This is a genomic window from Shinella sp. WSJ-2, assembly GCF_003432075.1.
Classification (GTDB): Bacteria; Pseudomonadota; Alphaproteobacteria; order Rhizobiales; family Rhizobiaceae; genus Shinella.
The window spans coordinates 290,291-306,779 of the sequence record NZ_QWBU01000003.1 but is presented as its reverse complement, the minus strand read 5'-3'; the positions used below and the strand labels follow the sequence as shown (position 1 = coordinate 306,779).

19 protein-coding genes are annotated in these 16,489 nt (G+C 62.6%); 7 read left to right on the top strand and 12 right to left on the bottom strand.

What is annotated here, in order from left to right; genetic code table 11:
* Positions 1 to 99 precede the first annotated feature (99 nt).
* Both D0Y60_RS09185 and D0Y60_RS09180 read right to left on the bottom strand, forming a co-directional pair.
* Positions 100 to 543 (bottom strand): cytochrome c, encoded by a 444-nt coding sequence (locus tag D0Y60_RS09185; protein ID WP_117369701.1) that lies wholly within the window; start codon positions 541 to 543, stop codon positions 100 to 102.
* A gap of 123 nt (positions 544 to 666) precedes the next feature.
* On the bottom strand, positions 667 to 1,302 hold the full coding sequence (locus tag D0Y60_RS09180) for a LysE family translocator (RefSeq protein WP_117369029.1): 636 nt from the start codon (positions 1,300 to 1,302) through the stop codon (positions 667 to 669).
* 121 nt (positions 1,303 to 1,423) lie between these two features.
* Between D0Y60_RS09180 and D0Y60_RS09175 the strand changes: the two genes are divergently transcribed.
* Entirely contained in the window at positions 1,424 to 2,113 is a 690-nt protein-coding gene (locus tag D0Y60_RS09175) for a YafY family protein (RefSeq protein WP_117369027.1), read from the top strand.
* Here the strand turns inward: D0Y60_RS09175 and D0Y60_RS09170 are convergent.
* Genes D0Y60_RS09170 through D0Y60_RS09160 form a run of 3 tightly spaced genes read right to left on the bottom strand, consistent with a single transcriptional unit; the run spans position 2,110 to position 3,456 of the window.
* Positions 2,110 to 2,478 (bottom strand): transcriptional regulator, encoded by a 369-nt coding sequence (locus D0Y60_RS09170; RefSeq protein ID WP_117369025.1) that lies wholly within the window; start codon positions 2,476 to 2,478, stop codon positions 2,110 to 2,112. The genes D0Y60_RS09175 and D0Y60_RS09170 overlap by 4 nt on opposite strands.
* Positions 2,475 to 2,798 (bottom strand): DUF6516 family protein, encoded by a 324-nt coding sequence (locus tag D0Y60_RS09165; RefSeq protein WP_245409134.1) that lies wholly within the window; start codon positions 2,796 to 2,798, stop codon positions 2,475 to 2,477. The genes D0Y60_RS09170 and D0Y60_RS09165 overlap by 4 nt, the downstream gene beginning before the upstream one ends.
* Before the next feature lie 55 nt (positions 2,799 to 2,853).
* Positions 2,854 to 3,456 carry a superoxide dismutase gene (locus tag D0Y60_RS09160; protein ID WP_117369024.1) on the bottom strand — a complete coding sequence of 201 codons (603 nt, stop codon included), beginning with the start codon at positions 3,454 to 3,456 and terminating at the stop codon, positions 2,854 to 2,856.
* 206 nt (positions 3,457 to 3,662) lie between these two features.
* On the opposite strand from D0Y60_RS09160, the gene D0Y60_RS09155 reads away from it, so the two are divergent.
* On the top strand, positions 3,663 to 4,055 hold the full coding sequence (locus tag D0Y60_RS09155) for a hypothetical protein (RefSeq protein ID WP_117369023.1): 393 nt from the start codon (positions 3,663 to 3,665) through the stop codon (positions 4,053 to 4,055).
* A 59-nt stretch (positions 4,056 to 4,114) separates the two neighbouring features.
* Here the strand turns inward: D0Y60_RS09155 and D0Y60_RS09150 are convergent, their stop codons facing one another.
* Positions 4,115 to 4,999 carry a branched-chain amino acid aminotransferase gene (locus tag D0Y60_RS09150; RefSeq protein ID WP_117369021.1) on the bottom strand — a complete coding sequence of 295 codons (885 nt, stop codon included), beginning with the start codon at positions 4,997 to 4,999 and terminating at the stop codon, positions 4,115 to 4,117.
* Positions 5,000 to 5,184: 185 nt separating this feature from the next.
* Between D0Y60_RS09150 and D0Y60_RS09145 the strand changes: the two genes are divergently transcribed.
* On the top strand, positions 5,185 to 6,225 hold the full coding sequence (locus tag D0Y60_RS09145; protein WP_117369020.1) for a zinc-dependent alcohol dehydrogenase family protein: 1,041 nt from the start codon (positions 5,185 to 5,187) through the stop codon (positions 6,223 to 6,225).
* 300 nt (positions 6,226 to 6,525) lie between these two features.
* On the opposite strand, the gene D0Y60_RS09140 is transcribed toward D0Y60_RS09145, so the two are convergent.
* Positions 6,526 to 7,110: a Swt1 family HEPN domain-containing protein gene (locus D0Y60_RS09140; RefSeq protein WP_117369018.1), complete on the bottom strand. Its 585-nt coding sequence runs from the start codon at positions 7,108 to 7,110 to the stop codon at positions 6,526 to 6,528.
* The gene (locus D0Y60_RS24605) at positions 7,103 to 7,972 is read right to left on the bottom strand and encodes a DUF5343 domain-containing protein (protein WP_147324514.1); all 870 of its coding nucleotides are present in this window, start codon (positions 7,970 to 7,972) and stop codon (positions 7,103 to 7,105) included. The genes D0Y60_RS09140 and D0Y60_RS24605 overlap by 8 nt, the downstream gene beginning before the upstream one ends.
* A 129-nt stretch (positions 7,973 to 8,101) precedes the next feature.
* Here D0Y60_RS24605 and D0Y60_RS09130 point away from each other — a divergent pair, with 129 nt between their 5' ends.
* Both D0Y60_RS09130 and tam read left to right on the top strand, forming a co-directional pair.
* Positions 8,102 to 8,752 carry a haloacid dehalogenase type II gene (locus D0Y60_RS09130; RefSeq protein WP_117369016.1) on the top strand — a complete coding sequence of 217 codons (651 nt, stop codon included), beginning with the start codon at positions 8,102 to 8,104 and terminating at the stop codon, positions 8,750 to 8,752.
* Position 8,753: 1 nt separating this feature from the next.
* A complete protein-coding gene (gene tam, locus D0Y60_RS09125; RefSeq protein WP_117369014.1) occupies positions 8,754 to 9,527 on the top strand; it encodes a trans-aconitate 2-methyltransferase in 774 nt (257 codons plus the stop codon).
* Between the two features lie 63 nt (positions 9,528 to 9,590).
* Here the strand turns inward: tam and D0Y60_RS09120 are convergent, their stop codons facing one another.
* On the bottom strand, positions 9,591 to 11,150 hold the full coding sequence (locus tag D0Y60_RS09120; RefSeq protein ID WP_117369699.1) for a helicase HerA-like C-terminal domain-containing protein: 1,560 nt from the start codon (positions 11,148 to 11,150) through the stop codon (positions 9,591 to 9,593).
* Between the two features lie 232 nt (positions 11,151 to 11,382).
* On the opposite strand from D0Y60_RS09120, the gene D0Y60_RS09115 reads away from it, so the two are divergent.
* Complete coding sequence (locus D0Y60_RS09115) at positions 11,383 to 11,775, top strand: hypothetical protein (RefSeq protein ID WP_117369012.1); 393 nt, start codon at positions 11,383 to 11,385, stop codon at positions 11,773 to 11,775.
* Positions 11,776 to 11,951: 176 nt separating this feature from the next.
* On the opposite strand, the gene D0Y60_RS09105 is transcribed toward D0Y60_RS09115, so the two are convergent.
* The 3 genes from D0Y60_RS09105 to D0Y60_RS09095 all read right to left on the bottom strand — a co-directional run bounded on the left by D0Y60_RS09105 (position 11,952) and on the right by D0Y60_RS09095 (position 15,278).
* On the bottom strand, positions 11,952 to 13,106 hold the full coding sequence (locus D0Y60_RS09105) for an MFS transporter (protein WP_117369010.1): 1,155 nt from the start codon (positions 13,104 to 13,106) through the stop codon (positions 11,952 to 11,954).
* 122 nt (positions 13,107 to 13,228) lie between these two features.
* Positions 13,229 to 14,062, bottom strand: a complete 834-nt coding sequence (locus D0Y60_RS09100) for an aldo/keto reductase (protein WP_117369008.1) — start codon at positions 14,060 to 14,062, stop codon at positions 13,229 to 13,231.
* A 28-nt stretch (positions 14,063 to 14,090) separates the two neighbouring features.
* Positions 14,091 to 15,278, bottom strand: a complete 1,188-nt coding sequence (locus tag D0Y60_RS09095) for an MFS transporter (RefSeq protein ID WP_117369006.1) — start codon at positions 15,276 to 15,278, stop codon at positions 14,091 to 14,093.
* 134 nt (positions 15,279 to 15,412) lie between these two features.
* Here D0Y60_RS09095 and D0Y60_RS09090 point away from each other — a divergent pair, with 134 nt between their 5' ends.
* Entirely contained in the window at positions 15,413 to 16,306 is an 894-nt protein-coding gene (locus D0Y60_RS09090) for a LysR family transcriptional regulator (RefSeq protein WP_117369002.1), read from the top strand.
* The last annotated feature ends 183 nt before the right edge of the window (positions 16,307 to 16,489 follow it).

The window sequence follows — 16,489 nt, the reverse complement described above, 5'->3', positions numbered from 1 at the left end:
CGAAATCCGGCTCCGGCAGCGCCGGAACGGAAAGACACCGCCCCGGCGGCCGGCGTCGGGACAGTGTGCGTCTTGGTGAGGGATGGTCCGGTCTACCGCTTATTTCTTGACGCGGTAGACCTCATGACAGCCGCCGCAATTCTTGCCGATCGTGCCGAGCGCGGCCGCCACGCCCGCCTGGTCGGCCGGCAGGCTTGCCAGCACCGCTTCGGCATCCGTGCCGAGCTTGGCGGCATGGGCCTTGAAGTCGTCCATCTGCTCCCAGATCTTGGGGCTTGCTTCCGTCTCGTGGCCCGTTTCGGAGCCGGGCGGGAACTGTTCCGGGAAAGCCTTGGCAACTTCGCCCATCGTGGTCAGCGATGCCTTGACGATCTCTGCGTCATAGGGCTTTTCGCCTTTGGCGATGCCGGCGAGCGCGCCCATGGCGCCGCCGACCTTCTTCATCATCTCCTGGCGGACGACCTGGGGTTCATCCGCCGCCACGACGGCGCCTGCGCCGATGACGGCAAGCGCGGCCGCAGCCGCCAAGGTTTTGAACTTCATCGATTGCTCCCGATTCTGGCGGGCGGTTGTCTCCGCGCCGCCGGTTTGACGATGCGTCGCCATGATTGCATTTTGGGAACTCGATGAAAGTAAAATCTTTTTGACGGCCGAAATCCTTTTGGATCAGACGCTGCCCCATCCCCGCCACAGCGTAACGATGGCGATGACGACCAGGAGCACGCCCGCCGCCCGGCCGATGAAGCGCGTGACCGCCGGGTTGCCGGTCAACGCATCGCGGCTGCGGGCCGCCGCCAGCGCAAGCCCGCCATAAACGGCAAGCTGCGTCACCCAGATCACCAGCAGCATGATCGTCGCCTGCCGCCAGACGGGGCCGAATTCCGGGCGCAGGAACTGCGGGAAGACGGCGAGCATGAAGAGATAGGCTTTCGGGTTCATCAGGCTCGTCAGCGCGCCCTGGCGGAAGCGGGTGACGAGACCGCGCCGGTCGATGCCATCGACGGAATCGATGACGATGGAGCTTCGAAACAGCTGCCAGCCGATCCAGGCGACATAGAGCGCGCCGGCGACCAGCAGGATATTGAAGAGCTGCGGCGCGAAATGCAGCAGCACGCCGACGCCGAGCGCGGCGTAGAGCGTGTGCACCAGCCCGCCCGCCATGATGCCGAAGGTGGCCGACAGCCCGGCCTTGCGCCCGCCTGAGAGGGAGCTCGCCATGACGAAGACCATGTCCATGCCCGGCACGATGATGATGCCGGACACGAGCAGGAAGAAGAGCCAGAGGTTTTCGCTGTAGGTCATGTCAGTTGTCCATTGCCGTTTTCTGCGCGGCCGCCCTATGCTGCCTTTTGTTTCAAGCGCTTGGTGCGTGCTATAACCGAGGCCAACTGACAGGGATGTGTCAGTTGTGATGGAGAAACCGATGCGCAAGGCCTCGCGGCTGTTCGAGATCATCCAGATATTGCGGCTGGCCCGCTTGCCCGTTACCGCGGCCGAGATCGCCGCGCGGCTGGAGGTGACGGTGCGCTCGATCTATCGCGATATCGCGGCCCTTCAGGCGATGCGCGTGCCCGTCGAGGGCGAGCGCGGCATCGGCTATATCCTGCGCCCCGGTTTCGACCTGCCGCCGCTGATGTTTTCCATCGAGGAGACGGAGGCGATCGTTCTGGCGCTGGCGCTGCTGGAGCGCACCGGCGACACCGAACTGAAAGCCGCCGCTGGCCGCGTCGCGGAAAAGATTGCCGGTGCCGTGCCGCCGCCACTGCGCCAGACGCTGTCGGCCCGCGCGCTGCACGCCTGGGGCAGCATGCCGCGCCAGCCCGAAGGCATCGACCTCGCCACCGTGCGGCGCGCCATCCGCGACGAAGAGAAATTGCTGATCGACTACCGCGACGAATATGCCCGCGCCACCGAACGCACCATCCGCCCCATCGCCCTCATCTACTATTCGGAGACGGCCAACATTGTCGCCTGGTGCGAGCTGCGCCAGGCCATCCGCAACTTCCGCGCCGACCGGGTGGAGGCCTGCGAGAGGACGGAGGCGCATTTTCGCGGCGAAGGGGATGGGCTGAGGCAGCTGTGGATTGCCGGCTGGGTGGAGAACCAGCGTTAGGCGACCGCCCGCAAATCGAAATCGGCGTGGATGACATCGAACGGCACTTCGACCTTCCCCTCCTCCGTCCGATCAACAATGCCCCAATCCGCCAGAGCGACGACATCCTCGTGCACCCGCTTCACGTCCCGACCTAGCGAGCGGGCGAGCGCCCGGATGCTGCTCGGGCCGATTTTTTGCAGATGCTCGATCAACTCCCAGCGTTTCGGGCTGATTACCGAAAAGAGCTGTGCGGGCGAGCTGAAGGTGAAGGTCGCGACCGGATCGGAGGGTTTTCCCGTGCGCGCGGCCTCGGTTGCGCGGGCCAGGCTCTCGGCCAGTGCATCTTCGGCGTCGCTGCGGATCTGGATGCGTGCGCGTCTCATTCAGGGCCTCCTTTTGGCAATTTCGGCTCGAAAATCATCGAGCAGGGCCGCGACGGTCGTGAAAGCATAGCGGAATTCCGCCCGTCGAGATGGCAATGATCGCCCTTGCCGCGCTCATTGTCGAAGCCGACGATGCGCCGGCCATCCCGCCCGTAAAACAGGCGGTACTTGTAGCAATGCTCGCTTCCCGCAACGGGTTCGGGAACCTGCCACAGCACGATCTCGACGATCGAACCATCCGGCAGGACCGTCTTCGAACGCTCGAGCAGCACCGCATCCATGTTGGCATTTATGCCATCAATAGAGAGAAATGTCGACAAACAAAACCCCGGCCGTTTCCGACCGGGGTTTGCGAAATGCCACTGCGCGCGAAAATTACTTCGTGGCGGCTTCGTAGCGTTCCAGGACGTAGTCCCAGTTGATCAGGCTGTCGACGAAGGCTTCGAGGTACTTCGGGCGGGCGTTGCGGTAGTCGATGTAGTAGGAGTGTTCCCAGACGTCGACGCCGAGGATCGGCTCTGCGCCGTGAACCAGCGGGTTTTCGCCATTCGGGGTCTTGGAGATGGCGAGCTTGCCGTCCTTGACGGAGAGCCAGGCCCAGCCCGAGCCAAACTGCGTGGTGCCGGCAGCGATAAAATCGGCCTTGAACTTGTCGTAGCCGCCGAGGTCGCTGTCGATGGCCTTCTGCAGAGCGCCCGGCAGGCTCTTGCCGCCGCCGTCCTTCTTCAGCCACTTCCAGAAATGGATGTGGTTGTAGTGCTGGCCGGCATTGTTGAAGAGGCCCTGGTTGGTGCCGTAGGACTTCTTGACGATCTCTTCGAGCGAGAGGTTGGCGAGACCGGCTTCTTCCGCCAGCTTGTTACCGTTGTCGACATAGGCCTTGTGGTGCTTGTCGTGGTGATATTCGAGCGTTTCGCGCGACATGAAGGGCGCGAGTGCATCGTAATCATAGGGAAGCGGCGGAAGTTCGAAAGCCATTATGGTGTCTCCTCTTGGCGACGGAATTTTTCAAGGAAATCCGTGACCGGAACATAGGAGCGGCAACCGGAAGAGGCAACCGCCAGCATTCCAATTTTTCCGACCCTTGGACAAAATCCTTGCCGTTTTGCGTGAGAGATCAAGGACGAATTGGAACGAATAGCGATTCGAAACATTTTGTCCGTTCCCGCCAACCGGAGTTTTCCATGCGCGCCATCCCCCTTGCTGTCCTCACCCTTTCGCTTGCTGCCCCGCTGGCCCACGCCTCCTCATCCGAAGCTTGGGAAGAATTCCGCGCCGACGTGGAAAAGAGCTGCCTGGCAAGCCTGCCCGAGGCGTTGGGAACACCGACCGTTTTCGTGGAGCCGACCGGCACGGAGTCCTTCGGCATCGCCGCCGTGGAGGGGCTTTCGCCCGAGGCCAAGAGCCAGATCACCTATGTCTGCATCTACGACAAGCAGAAGAAGACGGTAGAGGTTTCGCCGCCAATCGCCGCCGATTTCCTGCATGTGGTGCGCGAAAGCGAGCGCGCGGCGGTGGCGGAAAAGAAGGCCGCGACCGGCGACAACAAGACCGAGGATGCGGCGGGGCAGGAATAGGTGCTGCAAAACGAGCCTTTGAAAGCATGAGAGCCGGCCCTTCGACCGGCTCTCGTCATTCACGCATCCCCGTTTGAATGCGCCCAGTCGAAATAGAGGTCGCGGGCCTTGGCGGTGATCGGGCCGGGTTGCAGGTCGCGGCCGTCGAGACGCGTTACCGGCACCACCTTGGAGTAGTTGCCTGAGGTGAAGATCTCGTCCGCGGCCTCGAAATCGGCAACGCTCAAGGTGGTCTCGACCACCTCGAAGCCGGCTTCCCGCAAGAGGCCGATGACGCGGGTGCGCGTAATGCCGGCGAGGAAGGTGCGGTTGGCGGCAGGCGTGAAGACGACGCCGTCACGCACCATGAAGATATTGGAGGACGCGGTTTCGGCGACATTGCCGAGCATGTCGCGCACCAGCGCATTGTCGAAGCCGCGCTTGCGCGCTTCCACCAGCATGCGGGCATTGTTGGGGTAGAGGCAGCCGGCTTTGGCATCCGTCGGCATGCATTCCACAGTCGGGCGGCGGAAGGGCGAGACGGTGAGCGACGAGGCGGCCTTCGGGTCGCCCATCGAGGCTTCGAAGAGGCAGAGCGCAAAGCGGGTCGAGTCCGGATCGGGCGCCACGACGCTCATCGGCGAGCCGTGTTCGGCCCAGTACATCGGCTTGATATAGATGGCCGTCCTGCCGTCGAATTTCTTCACGCCTTCCCAGGCGAGCGCCTCAATCTCCTCGGCCGCAACGGTCGCCGTCATGCCGAGCGCCTCGGCCGAGCGGTTGACGCGCTGGCAGTGCAGGTCGAGGTCCGGCGCGATGCCATCGAACCAGCGGCCACCGTCGAATACGGTCGAGCCGAGCCACATGGCATGCGAGGTGGGGCCGATCAGCGGCGGGTTGCCCGAAATCCATTCGCCATCCACGAAGGTCCAGGTCGTCGAGCGTGGTGATGTATCGACTGGCATTTTTCTACTCCTTTTCGCCCATCAAACGCCCGGCCGGCAGGGCCGGTCAAGCTGCACTTGCCTTCCGACAGCGCACGCCGCTTGTCCATTCAAGATGTTGAATGGGTGTATCAGGTCTTATCATGGATGCTGCGATTGAGGCCCCTCGGGACCCATGCAATACAGGAAGCAAAGGGAGAAAAGCCATGCGCGCGATGTATTACGAGGCCTTCGAGACCACGCCCGAAATCCGCACCCTGCCCGATCCGACATCGACCGAGGGCGGCGTGGTGATCCAGGTGGAGGCGACGGGGCTTTGCCGCAGCGACTGGCACGGCTGGATGGGCCACGACGCCGATATCAAGCTGCCGCATGTGCCCGGCCACGAGCTGGCGGGCAAGGTCGTCGCGGTCGGCAAGGGCGTGCGCCGGTTCCGCGAGGGCCAGCGCGTGACGGTGCCCTTCGTCTCCGGCTGCGGCCATTGCGGCGAGTGCCGCTCGGGCAACCAGCAGGTTTGCGAAGAGCAGTTCCAGCCGGGCTTCACCCATTGGGGCTCGTTTGCCGAATATGTCGCGATCGACTACGCCGACCACAATCTCGTGCATCTGCCGGAAACCGTGGACTACGCCACCGCCGCAAGCCTCGGCTGCCGCTTCGCCACCTCCTTCCGCGCGGTGGTCGATCAGGCCCGCGTGACGGGCGGCGAATGGGTAGCCGTGCACGGCTGCGGCGGTGTGGGCCTCTCCGCCATCATGATTGCGGCAGCGCTCGGCGCCAATCCCATCGCCATCGACATCTCCGCCGAGAAACTGGATTTCGCCCGCAAGATGGGCGCCGTCGCCACCATCGATGCCCGCGCGGTCGCCGACGTTGCTGAGGCCGTACGAGACCTCACCGGCGGCGGCGCACATGCTTCGGTCGACGCGCTCGGCTCGCCCGTCACCTGCTTCAACTCCATCAAGAACCTGCGCCGCCGTGGCCGGCACGTGCAGGTCGGCCTGATGCTCGCCGACCATGCGGCGCCGCAGATCCCCATGGCCCAGGTCATCGGCCACGAACTGGAAATCTACGGCAGCCACGGCATGCAGGCCTGGCGCTACGACGCCATGCTGGCGATGATCGAAAGCGGCAAGCTCGCGCCGCAAAAGCTGATCGGGCGGCATATCAGCCTGGAAGAGGCCGTGCCGGCGCTGATGGCGATGGACAAGGCGACCGATCTGGGGATCAGCGTGATTACGCGGTTTTGAGGGGGCGGGTTGGCTTCGGGGCGCATCTCTGTTTAGCCGGATATTCCCGCAATCAAGGAAATTTCGCAGAGGATTAATTCGGTTTGCTCAAAAGAAAATGCGGGCTGTGACGGCCGCTTTGCGCCAAATAGCAGACGTCCGAATCTGGCGGCGTGATGGTATGCCCGTCCAGCAGCAAACTGCACCTTTCTCGTTATGAGTGACTGCAGTACGCCTCATTGCTTCCCAACATCTTTTGCTAACGCTCCGGCTAGTCAGTGTTCCTTCTCAAGTTTGGCAGATTTGTTCGGGACACGAAACTTATCCCATCGCTCGAAACCAATCCCGGATAGAGAGATGCAAACGGACTACCTCGTCCTCAGCGAGCGGTTTGCAATGTGCTATCGGGCCGCGAAGCACGTTTAATGTTGCGGTCACTCTTTCAAGGGCCTTAACATCCTGAAATATATCACTGAAGTCGCCCCAGTTTGATTTTATTATTTCCGACAGTTCGCCAAAAGTCGTGTAGTCGATAGCCTCCTGAGATCGAACAGAAACGCCGAATTCCTTTTCCTTCTTCCGCGTTGAAGCGACATGATTTCTCACATTTTCGGGGACTGTCAAATCCCACCATTGTTCGCCGTATTTTTCGAACAGAACATCAATAACCAGCGAGCGAATCGAATTTTCCAAGCAATAGAAGACGCGGTAGTGCGCACTCATGTCAGCTGCTTCGCGGCGAATCTTTTCTTCAAATTGCGGGTAGTACGTTTCATCGATCTTTTCTTCCGTTGGCGGCACATGCCCCAAGTCTACCTCATAGTCACGCTCAACGCGTTGAATTGCAGCCTCAATTGCTAAATTATTCAAAGCGAATAGGCGAATACGGTCAGATTGGCTACTCATCGGTCAGAAGGTTCGCTCTGATGGCTGAAAAAATGGCGTTATAGACGTTTACATCCGTGGTCTCGGGCAAATTGACATTAATAGTATACGCAAGACGCAGCTCAGTCCGCGATGTCGATTTTGCTTCATGCCTCACTAATGATCGGGAGACGTCTATGGGCGCTACTTTTTCTTTCGAGGGTTCATCCGCAGCCTCAAAATCGGCAAGCTGTTTACACGCTTTGAAGCTTCCTACGATTGCGCCAACGGTTCCGTCGCTAGGTTCTTTGCCAGTGACTTCAACGACTAGGTTTTTTAGTTTGTCGTCCGTCAGTGCATGCGCGAACTCATTTTTCTGAAATATGTCGGAAAAACCATGCCGCATGGCCTCGGCCATTGCCGCGCCGCTGCTATCAGCGTTACGAAAACGAGTGTAGATTTCCGTTGGTGTTCCATCGCTATTTATAAAGCCAAGTCGCTTCAAGAACGGAATGAATGGCTTAGCGCTGCCGGAGCCATAACCTAGAACGGTTGCTTGGAAATCTTGTGTATAACGAGGCGGTACCTTTGCCTGTTGTATCTTCTCAAAAATCTTTCCAATTAGACCTGTCGAATTTATGAAAGGCGGTGCCATGCGTCGTCCCTCTCTACCCTCGCTTGTATAGATTAGTGCCGAGTAGACAGAGTCGTCCAGTGCAAACTCAATAGTTTTACGAATGCTGTCGCTACTTGATTCCCGCTTATTCCAGTCTGAGCGGCCGCGCAAAGCGGTCATCCACCACCGAACCCCTCTTTGTCTTCTGCGGGCCGATAGCCGCTGTTGCGACATCTGCTGCCAGTTATTGAACCTTCGTTGAGGTGCGGCGTTCAACAGAAGCGACATGCGCAAACTTCTCTGCTCTTACGGATAAAACACCAACAGCGCCGAGAACCGCCCCCCCTCAACTCCACAATTGACATTCCCCCTCCGATATCACCCAATCCCCCATAAATGCTGGAGGAATCGCCGTTCATGTCCCATGCCGCCTATGTGTTCGATGCCTATGGCACGCTGTTCGATGTGCATGCGGCGGTGCGGCGGCATGCGGGGGATGTGGGGCCGAATTATCAGGCATTTTCGGAAATGTGGCGCGCCAAGCAGCTCGAATACTCCTGGACGCGGGCCTTGATGGGCGCTTATGCCGATTTCTGGCAGCTGACCGAACAGGCGCTCGACTATACGTTCAAGCGCGTGGGCGGCGTCGATCCGGCGCTCCGGCAAAAACTGCTCGATGCCTATTGGAAGCTCGACTGCTATCCGGAAGTGCCTGCCGTGCTCAAGGCGCTAAGGAGCCGCGGGGCGCATATCGCCATCCTGTCGAACGGCTCGCCCTCCATGCTCGCTTCGGCGGTGAAGAATGCCGCACTCGACACCGTCATCGACGACATTTTTTCCGTCGATGCGCTGAAGACCTACAAGACCGCACCCAGCGTCTACGATCTCGTGACGACGCATTACCGGCTCTATCCCAATGTCGTCTCCTTCCAGTCTTCCAACCGCTGGGATATTGCCGGCGCCACGAAATTCGGCTTCCGCACCGTCTGGATCAACCGCGCCAACATGCCGGACGAATATTTCGATCTCGGCCCCTCACTGATCCTGCCCTCGCTTGAAAGCCTTTGACATGGCTTGGTCCGCCGCCCAGTATCTGAAGTTCGAGGACGAACGCACGCGCCCGGCCCGCGACCTGCTCGCCCAAGTACCGGCTGATCTCGTGGCCGGCACGGTCTATGATCTCGGCTGCGGGCCGGGCAATTCCACGGAGCTGCTGGTCGACCGTTTCCCCGGCCGCGGCGTCAAGGGCGTCGATAATGCCAGCGACATGCTGAAGGCCGCGCGTCAGCGCCTGCCCGGCGTCGATTTCGTCGAATGCGATCTGGCAAAATGGCGCCCGCCGGAGCCCGCGGCACTGCTTTATGCCAACGCCGTCTTCCAGTGGCTACCGGATCACATGACGCTGTTGGCCAACCTGATGGACGGGCTTCGCCGCGGCGGCGTGCTTGCCGTGCAGATGCCGGACAATCTTTCCGAACCCTCGCACCTGGTGATGGAGGAAAGCGCGCTGGCCGGCCCGTGGCAGAGCGCCTTCGAGAGCGGCACGCCGCGCCGTAAGCCCCTGCCCGCGCCCGCCGCCTATATGGATGCGCTCGGGCCGAAAGCGGCGCGGGTGGATGTCTGGCACACCGCCTACAATCATCCGATGGCGGATGCCGCCGCGATCGTCGAATGGGTGAAGGGCACGGGGCTGAGGCCCTATCTGGACCGCGTTCCGGCCGAACAGCGCGACGGCTTCCTCGCCGATTACGAGAGCCGGATCGCCAAGGCCTATACGCCGATGGCGGATGGAAGACGGCTGTTGCGGTTTCCCCGGTTGTTCATCGTGGCGGTGAAGGGCTGACGAAAAAGGCGAGGGAATGATGTCCCCTCGCCTCGGTTTTTCCCGTTCAGAGCCTGCGCCGTTTTAGCGCCGCAGACTGCCCAGAATGCCGCGTACCAGCGCGCGGCCGAGCGAGGACGCAACGGTGCGCGCCACCGATTTCATCGCGGCTTCCGCTACCGTCTCGCGCTGATAGCCGGCGCGGGGTTTTGCCTGCTTGGGCGCGGAAGGTGCCGCCTGCTCGTCGTCGCCGAAGCCGGGCAAGGTCCAGCGGCTGCCGCCGGAGGGTTGCTCGGCGGGCTGTTCGGCCTGTTCCTGCGCGGCGGCGGCATCGGCTGCCTTCTTGGCGCGCGCCATGAGGATCTCGTAGGCGGATTCGCGGTCGAAATCCTCGTCATAGAGGCCGGCGACCGGGCTGACGCCCATGATCTGCTTGCGTTCGGCCTCGGTGATCGGCCCGAGCCGCGAGGCGGGCGGGCGGATCAGCGTGCGCTCCACCATGGAGGGCGCGCCCTTGCCTTCCAGCGTCGAGACCAGCGCCTCGCCGGTGCCAAGATTGGTGATGACGGTGGCGCAGTCGAAATCCGGGTTCGGGCGGAACGTATCGGCCGCCGTCTTCACCGCCTTCTGCTCGCGCGGCGTATAGGCGCGCAGCGCATGCTGCACGCGGTTGCCAAGCTGGGCGAGCACCGTTTCCGGCACGTCGAGCGGGTTCTGCGTGACGAAATAGACGCCCACGCCCTTAGAGCGGATGAGGCGCACGACCTGCTCGATGCGCTCCAGCAGCACTTTCGGCGCATCGTTGAAGAGAAGATGCGCCTCGTCGAAGAAGAAGACCAGCTTCGGCTTTTCCGGATCGCCGACTTCCGGCAGCACCTCGAACAGCTCGGAGAGCATCCAGAGCAGGAAGGTGCCGTAAAGGCGCGGGTTCATCATCAGCTTGTCGGCGGCGAGCACCGAGATCGCGCCGCGGCCGTCATTGGTGGTGCGCATGATGTCGGAAATCTTCAGCGCCGGCTCGCCGAAGAACTGCTCGGCCCCCTGCTGCTCGAGGATCAGCAATTCGCGCTGAATCGAGCCGACGGAGGCCTTGGAAATAAAGCCGAACTGGTTGGACAGCGCCGTGGCGTTCTCGCCCATATAATTGAGCAGCGCCTGGAAATCCTTGAGATCGAGCAGCGGCAGGCCGCCCTGATCGGCGATCTTGAAGGCAATGTTGATGACGCCTTCCTGCGCATCCGTCGCGTTCATCAGGCGCGAGAGCAAGAGCGGGCCCATTTCCGACATGGTGGTGCGGACGCGGTGGCCTTTTTCGCCGTAGAGATCCCAGAAAATGACCGGGAATTCCTGGAAATCGTAGGGCGTGAGCCCGATCTGGTCGGCGCGCTTCTGGAGAAAATCCTTCGGCTCGCCCATCGCGCCGATGCCGGAAAGGTCGCCCTTCACGTCGGCGCAGAACACCGGCACGCCGGCATTGGAAAAACCCTCGGCGAGGATCTGCAGCGTCACGGTCTTGCCGGTGCCGGTCGCGCCCGTCACGAGGCCGTGGCGGTTGCCGAATTTCAGCTCCAGATATTCCGGCTTGTTGTTGGTGTCGTCAGGCTTGCGGCTGGTGCCGATATAAAGCTTGCCGTCCTGAAGAATGGAATCCGTCACGCTGAAAACTCCCTGACTGCCGGTTTCCCGTCAGAAGCGGACTGCCGCGTCAAAACGGTTTTCATTGAATCGTCTCAGGCAAGTTATAAGGATAGTCCGGCACGGGAACAACACGATTTCAAGGCCTTCGTGCCCCCGCCCCGGAATACGAAGCCGGCTTGAATTTGCCGGAGAGTTCATTTACCTTGACGTTAACGTCAATTCCTTCGGAGGATTTTCCATGAACGATCTCGTCACCCGCGTTGCCGATGCCGTCGGCATCGAACCGGCCGTCGCCGAAAAGGCTATCGGCATGATGCTGGGCTTCCTGCAGCGCGAAGCAGCCGACGGCCCGGTCGCCAGGATGATCGAAGCCATTCCCGGCGCCTCCGAGCTGGTCGCCCAATACAATGGCGAAGGCACCGGCGGCGGCGGTCTGCTCGGCGGCCTGATGAGCGCGATCGGCGGCGGCGGCATCATGGGTCTCGGCCAGCAGCTGATGAGCCAGGGCCTCGGCATGGGCGAAATCTCCGGCCTCGCCAAGGAAACCATCGCGGTCGCCCGCGAACATGCCGGCAGCGACGTGGTCGACGAAGTCGTCGCCTCCGTGCCGGGCCTCAGCCAGTTCGCTTGATGCAACCTTTGCCATCCCGTGCCAGCGCGGGATGGCCCGTTTATACGCCGGCTTGTACTTCAGCCATTTGCGCACCGACCGCGCGCATTGGCATAGGGTGACGACGTGTTGAACCGGATCATCCGGCCGGATATCCGCATGGTCGCCGTAGAATTTTCCTAGAAAACTTTCCGAGTTTAGCGCTTCCGGGTCAGGACCAGCAGCGCGGTGAAGGCGGTGAGGCCGAGGCCGACCGAGAGCGGGCCGGCCTGTGGGCCGCCGGCTTCCATGATCGCGCCGGTTAGCCCCGAACCCGTGGCGCTGCCCGCTGCGTAGACGAGCGCGAAGGCAGCTGAACCGGCAACCAGCATGGAGCCGCTATAGCGTTCGCCGAGCATGGTGAGCGCACAGGTATAGAGCGAAAAAATCGCCGTACCCATTGTGGCCAGAAGCGCCAGGATCCCGATCTCCGACGTCACCAGCGGCAGGACGAGATAGCTCGCGGCGGCGACGATAACGGTGGCGAGCGCCACGCGTTCGCGCGGCAGCTTGTCGAGCAGCATGCCGATGAAGGGCTGTGCAAGGGCTGTTGGCAAGGCCATCACCGTCACCGTGACGGCGGCGAAAGCCTCGCTGTAGCCCGTCTTCACGAAATAGACCGGCATGGCGGATATCGCCGCGATATCGGCAAAGCCGAAGACATAGACCATGCCGACGAGAATGGGCGCGGCCTTGAAGAAGCGGAAGACATCAACCGTGGACGACGGCGCGGGCGCCGTTTTGGTCGAGAACATCAGCATGGCGGTCGCGAAGGCGACGATGGCCAGATAGACGGCCGTCAGCGCAAAACCGAGGCCGCCTGCGCTGCCGAACAGCGGAATGGCCAGCGGTCCGGCGGCAAAGCCGCCGCAGATGCCCATGCCGTAGAGGCCGGAGACGCGTCCGCGCAGGCGATCCGGACAGGCGGCATTCAGCCAGGCTTCCCCGAGCATGAAGATCATGCTGGCGAAGAAGCCGAGCAGGAAGCGGGCAAGGCCCCAGACGACGAAGGACGACGTGGCCGCAAAGGTGGCAAGGCACAGCGAGCAGATGACGAGGCTGAAGATGATCAGCCGGTCCGGCCGCCAGCGCGCGGTGAGGCTGCCGACGAGCAGCGTCGAGGCGCCCATGCCGGCAGCATAGGCGATGGCGTTGACGCCGATCATCGAGGACGAGTAGCCGCGCGCTTCCAGCGTCAGCGAGACGAGCGGATAGGTGAGCCCCTGCGCCACGGAAAACGCGGTCGCGCCAAGCACGACGGCGATAATGGCCGGCCAGTCCGGTGAAAGGACCGTTGAAGACGAGGACTGCATGAGGGGCTCCCTGCCGCATACGGGGCGGCGCGTCACTCCCATACAGGTCCGGCGCCCTTTTGGGAAGCCGGCCTCGCCCTGGGGCGTAATCGGCGGGGCACGACCAGCCCCGCCAAAATTTATCAGGCCGCGCGGTCCCAGACGGGTGCCAGGCCATCCGGGCTGACGATGCGACCGTCGGGACGGGCGAGCGCATGGATGCGCGCCATCTCGTCCGGCGTCAGCGCGAAGTCGAAGATCGCGAGGTTCTCGGCAAGCCGCGCTTCCGTCACCGTCTTGGTCAGAGCCACCACATCCGGCTGCTGGATCAGCCAGCGCAGCGCGACCTGCGCGGCGGATTTGCCGTGCGCGGCGGCGATCTCCTGGAGATGAGGATCGGCCGGCACCTTGCCATCGGCCATGGCGAAATAGGCGGTGAGCGCCATGCCGTGGCGCTTGGCCGCGTCCCGCACCGCCGTCTGGTCGAGGAAGGGATGGTATTCGACCTGGTTGGTGGCGAGCGGTGCTGCACTCAGGCGCACGGCCTCGGCCATCAGCGCCGTGTTGAAATTGCTGACGCCGATATGTTTCGCAAAACCCTTTTCACGCACGGCGTTGAGTTCCGCGATCTGCACATCAAGCGGCACCGCCTTGTTCGGCCAATGCAGCAGGAGAAGATCGACATGGTCGGTCTTCAGCTTGCGCAGGCTCTCTTCAACGGACGATGCGAAGGCATCCTTCGCGTAATTCGCGACCCAGACCTTTGTGGTCAGGAAGATGTTTTCACGCGCCACGCCGGAGTTTTGGATGGCGTCGCCGACGGCCGCCTCGTTCCCGTAGATCTGGGCGGTATCGACATGGGTGAAGCCGCGCTGGAGCGCCTTCGGCAGGATGGAGAGGACATCGGCTTCCGGCATGCGGAAGGTGCCGAAACCGAGCTGGGGAATGCGGGCGTCATTGGCGTTGATGGTTTTCATGGGATTTTCCTGATGGGCTTTAAAGGGTTCAGGCGGGCTGACAGATGGGCTGGCTGCGCTCGCGGCGGTCGAGCGCACCGCTGACGAGCGTCAGGCCGAGGGCACCGGCGACGAGGATGGCACCGACCCAGGGCGTGGCACCCAGTCCGAGCGGCGAGGCGACGACCAGTCCGCCGATCCAGGCGCCGGCCGCGATGCCGAGATTGAAGGCGGCGATATTGAGGGCCGAGGCGACGTCGACACCGGCCGGGCGATGGCGCTTGGCCATGTCGACGACATAGAGCTGGAGGCCGGGTACATTGGCGAAGGACAGGAAGCCGAGCGCGGCGAGGGTAATCAGCGCGAAGACCGGCGACGGAGCGGTGAAGGTGAGCACGACAAGGACGACGGCTTGCAGGGCGAAGAGCACGACGAGCGCCTTCACGGGATCCTTGTCCGCCACCTTGCCGCCGAAGAGATTTCCGAGCGCGATGGCCGCGCCATAGAGGACCAGAACGAGGCTCACCGTGTTGGCGGAGAAGCCGGTGATCTCCTGAAGCAGCGGCGAGAGGAAGGTGAAGGTCACGAAGGTGCCGCCATAGCCGAGCGCCGTCATGGCGAAGACGATGAGCAGGCGGCCGGAGCCGAGCACGCGCACCTGGTCCATCAGGCCTGCCGGCTTTTCGCGCTTGAGATTGTTCGGCAGCAAAAGCGCAATGGCCGCGAAGGCGACGAGTCCGAGGCCGGCGACGGCCCAGAAGGTGGCGCGCCAGCCGAGCGTCTGGCCGATGAATGTGCCGAGCGGCACACCGGTGACGATGGCGACGGTCAGGCCCATGAACATCATGGCGATGGCCGAGGCGCGGCGATCGGGTGCCACGAGATCGGCTGCGATGGTGGCGCCGACGGAGAAGAAGACGCCATGCGCGAAGGCCGAGAGCACGCGGCCGACCAGCAGCATTTCATAGCTTGGCGAGAGGGCAGCAATCGCATTGCCGGCGATGAACAGCGCCATCAGCCCGAGCAGCAACGGCTTGCGGCCGAGTTTTCCTGTGAGCGCCGTGAGCACCGGTGCGCCAAAGGTGACGCCGAGCGCATAGACGGAGACGATGAGACCGGCGAGCGGCAGGGTGATGTGAAGATCGGAGGCGACGGTCGGCAACAGGCCGACGATCACGAATTCCGTGGTGCCGATCGCGTAGGCCGCGACGGTAAGCGCAAAGAGAGCAAGTGGCATGGAGCACCTAAAGGCTTGGGCGGCGCCTCGCGGACGCCGTGCGGGAGTGATGGCGGGAATATGCGGTGCAGCCACTTGAATGATAAGAATGCGCAATGGATAAAGGACTGTGAAACAAATTCACAGGAAGAGCCATGGACAATCGCACCGGTGAAATGGATGTCTTCGTCGCTGCCGCCGAGACCGGAAGCTTTTCCGCCGCCGCCCGGTTGCTGAAGCTGACGCCCTCGGCGGTGAGCAAGCTGGTGACCCGTATCGAGGATCGCCTGGGCACGCGCCTGCTGGTGCGCACCACCCGCTCGCTCCTGCTGACGCCGGAAGGCGAGACCTATCTGGCGCGGGCGCGGCGCGTGCTGGCGGAAATCGACGAGATGGAGCGGCTGGTCGCGCGCGGCGCGCAGGCGAAACCGCGCGGCCTGCTGCGCATCAACGCCACGATCGGCTTCGGCGAGTGCTACATCATCCCGCTCGTCGGCGAGTTCCTCGCGCTCTATCCGGATGTGAAGCTGGAACTTTCGCTGAGCGACGGCTTGATCGATCTCGTCGAGGAGCGCACTGACATCGCCTTTCGCACCGCGCCGATGGCCGATTCCGCGCTCAAGGCGCGAAAGCTGCTCGTCAGCCATCGCGTGACCGTCGCCACGCCCGGCTATCTCGCCCGGCGCGGCACGCCGCGCACACCGGCGGATCTCGCCGCGCACAATTGCATCACCTTCACCTTCGGCCGCACACCGGGCGAATGGCCGTTCCGCGATCCCGGCGAAAGCACGGTCTATCCGGCGCCGGCCGCCGGCAACCTGATGGCCGCCAGCGGCTCCGTCGCGCGGCTGCTCTGCCTTCAGGGCCTCGGCATCGCGCGCATCGGCAAGTTCCATGTCGAAGGCGACATTGCGGCGGGTATCTTGGTCGAGGTGCTTGCGGACTACAATCCGGAGCAGCCGGAACAGGTCCATGCGGTCTATGTCGGCCACGAGCATCTGGCGGCCCGCATCCGAGCCTTTATCGACTTTCTCGCGGAGAAGATCTGAGCCGCGCTTCCCCGCTCCCGGTTGCCAAGCCCACTCGCCGATGGTATCGCTTGCCCGTTCGCAACACGTAAGAGAGGACTGCGCGTGAAATACGAATTTCTGCCACACCGCACGCATGGTCCCAATCTTGCCCTGCAGATGCGTTTGCAGGGCTGATCGGAACGAACACACTTCTCTTCTGGT

Coding starts and splice junctions, on each gene's coding strand:
- D0Y60_RS09130 (WP_117369016.1), top strand. CDS start 8,102: ATGTCCCATGCCGCCTATGTGTTCGATGCCTATGGCACGCTGTTCGAT.
- D0Y60_RS09160 (WP_117369024.1), bottom strand. CDS start 3,456: ATGGCTTTCGAACTTCCGCCGCTTCCCTATGATTACGATGCACTCGCG.
- D0Y60_RS09105 (WP_117369010.1), bottom strand. CDS start 13,106: ATGCAGTCCTCGTCTTCAACGGTCCTTTCACCGGACTGGCCGGCCATT.
- D0Y60_RS09150 (WP_117369021.1), bottom strand. CDS start 4,999: ATGCCAGTCGATACATCACCACGCTCGACGACCTGGACCTTCGTGGAT.
- D0Y60_RS09175 (WP_117369027.1), top strand. CDS start 1,424: ATGCGCAAGGCCTCGCGGCTGTTCGAGATCATCCAGATATTGCGGCTG.
- D0Y60_RS09145 (WP_117369020.1), top strand. CDS start 5,185: ATGCGCGCGATGTATTACGAGGCCTTCGAGACCACGCCCGAAATCCGC.
- D0Y60_RS09170 (WP_117369025.1), bottom strand. CDS start 2,478: ATGAGACGCGCACGCATCCAGATCCGCAGCGACGCCGAAGATGCACTG.
- D0Y60_RS09185 (WP_117369701.1), bottom strand. CDS start 543: ATGAAGTTCAAAACCTTGGCGGCTGCGGCCGCGCTTGCCGTCATCGGC.
- D0Y60_RS09095 (WP_117369006.1), bottom strand. CDS start 15,278: ATGCCACTTGCTCTCTTTGCGCTTACCGTCGCGGCCTACGCGATCGGC.
- D0Y60_RS09155 (WP_117369023.1), top strand. CDS start 3,663: ATGCGCGCCATCCCCCTTGCTGTCCTCACCCTTTCGCTTGCTGCCCCG.
- D0Y60_RS09090 (WP_117369002.1), top strand. CDS start 15,413: ATGGACAATCGCACCGGTGAAATGGATGTCTTCGTCGCTGCCGCCGAG.
- D0Y60_RS09115 (WP_117369012.1), top strand. CDS start 11,383: ATGAACGATCTCGTCACCCGCGTTGCCGATGCCGTCGGCATCGAACCG.
- D0Y60_RS09100 (WP_117369008.1), bottom strand. CDS start 14,062: ATGAAAACCATCAACGCCAATGACGCCCGCATTCCCCAGCTCGGTTTC.
- D0Y60_RS24605 (WP_147324514.1), bottom strand. CDS start 7,972: ATGTCGCTTCTGTTGAACGCCGCACCTCAACGAAGGTTCAATAACTGG.
- D0Y60_RS09140 (WP_117369018.1), bottom strand. CDS start 7,110: ATGAGTAGCCAATCTGACCGTATTCGCCTATTCGCTTTGAATAATTTA.
- D0Y60_RS09180 (WP_117369029.1), bottom strand. CDS start 1,302: ATGACCTACAGCGAAAACCTCTGGCTCTTCTTCCTGCTCGTGTCCGGC.
- tam (WP_117369014.1), top strand. CDS start 8,754: ATGGCTTGGTCCGCCGCCCAGTATCTGAAGTTCGAGGACGAACGCACG.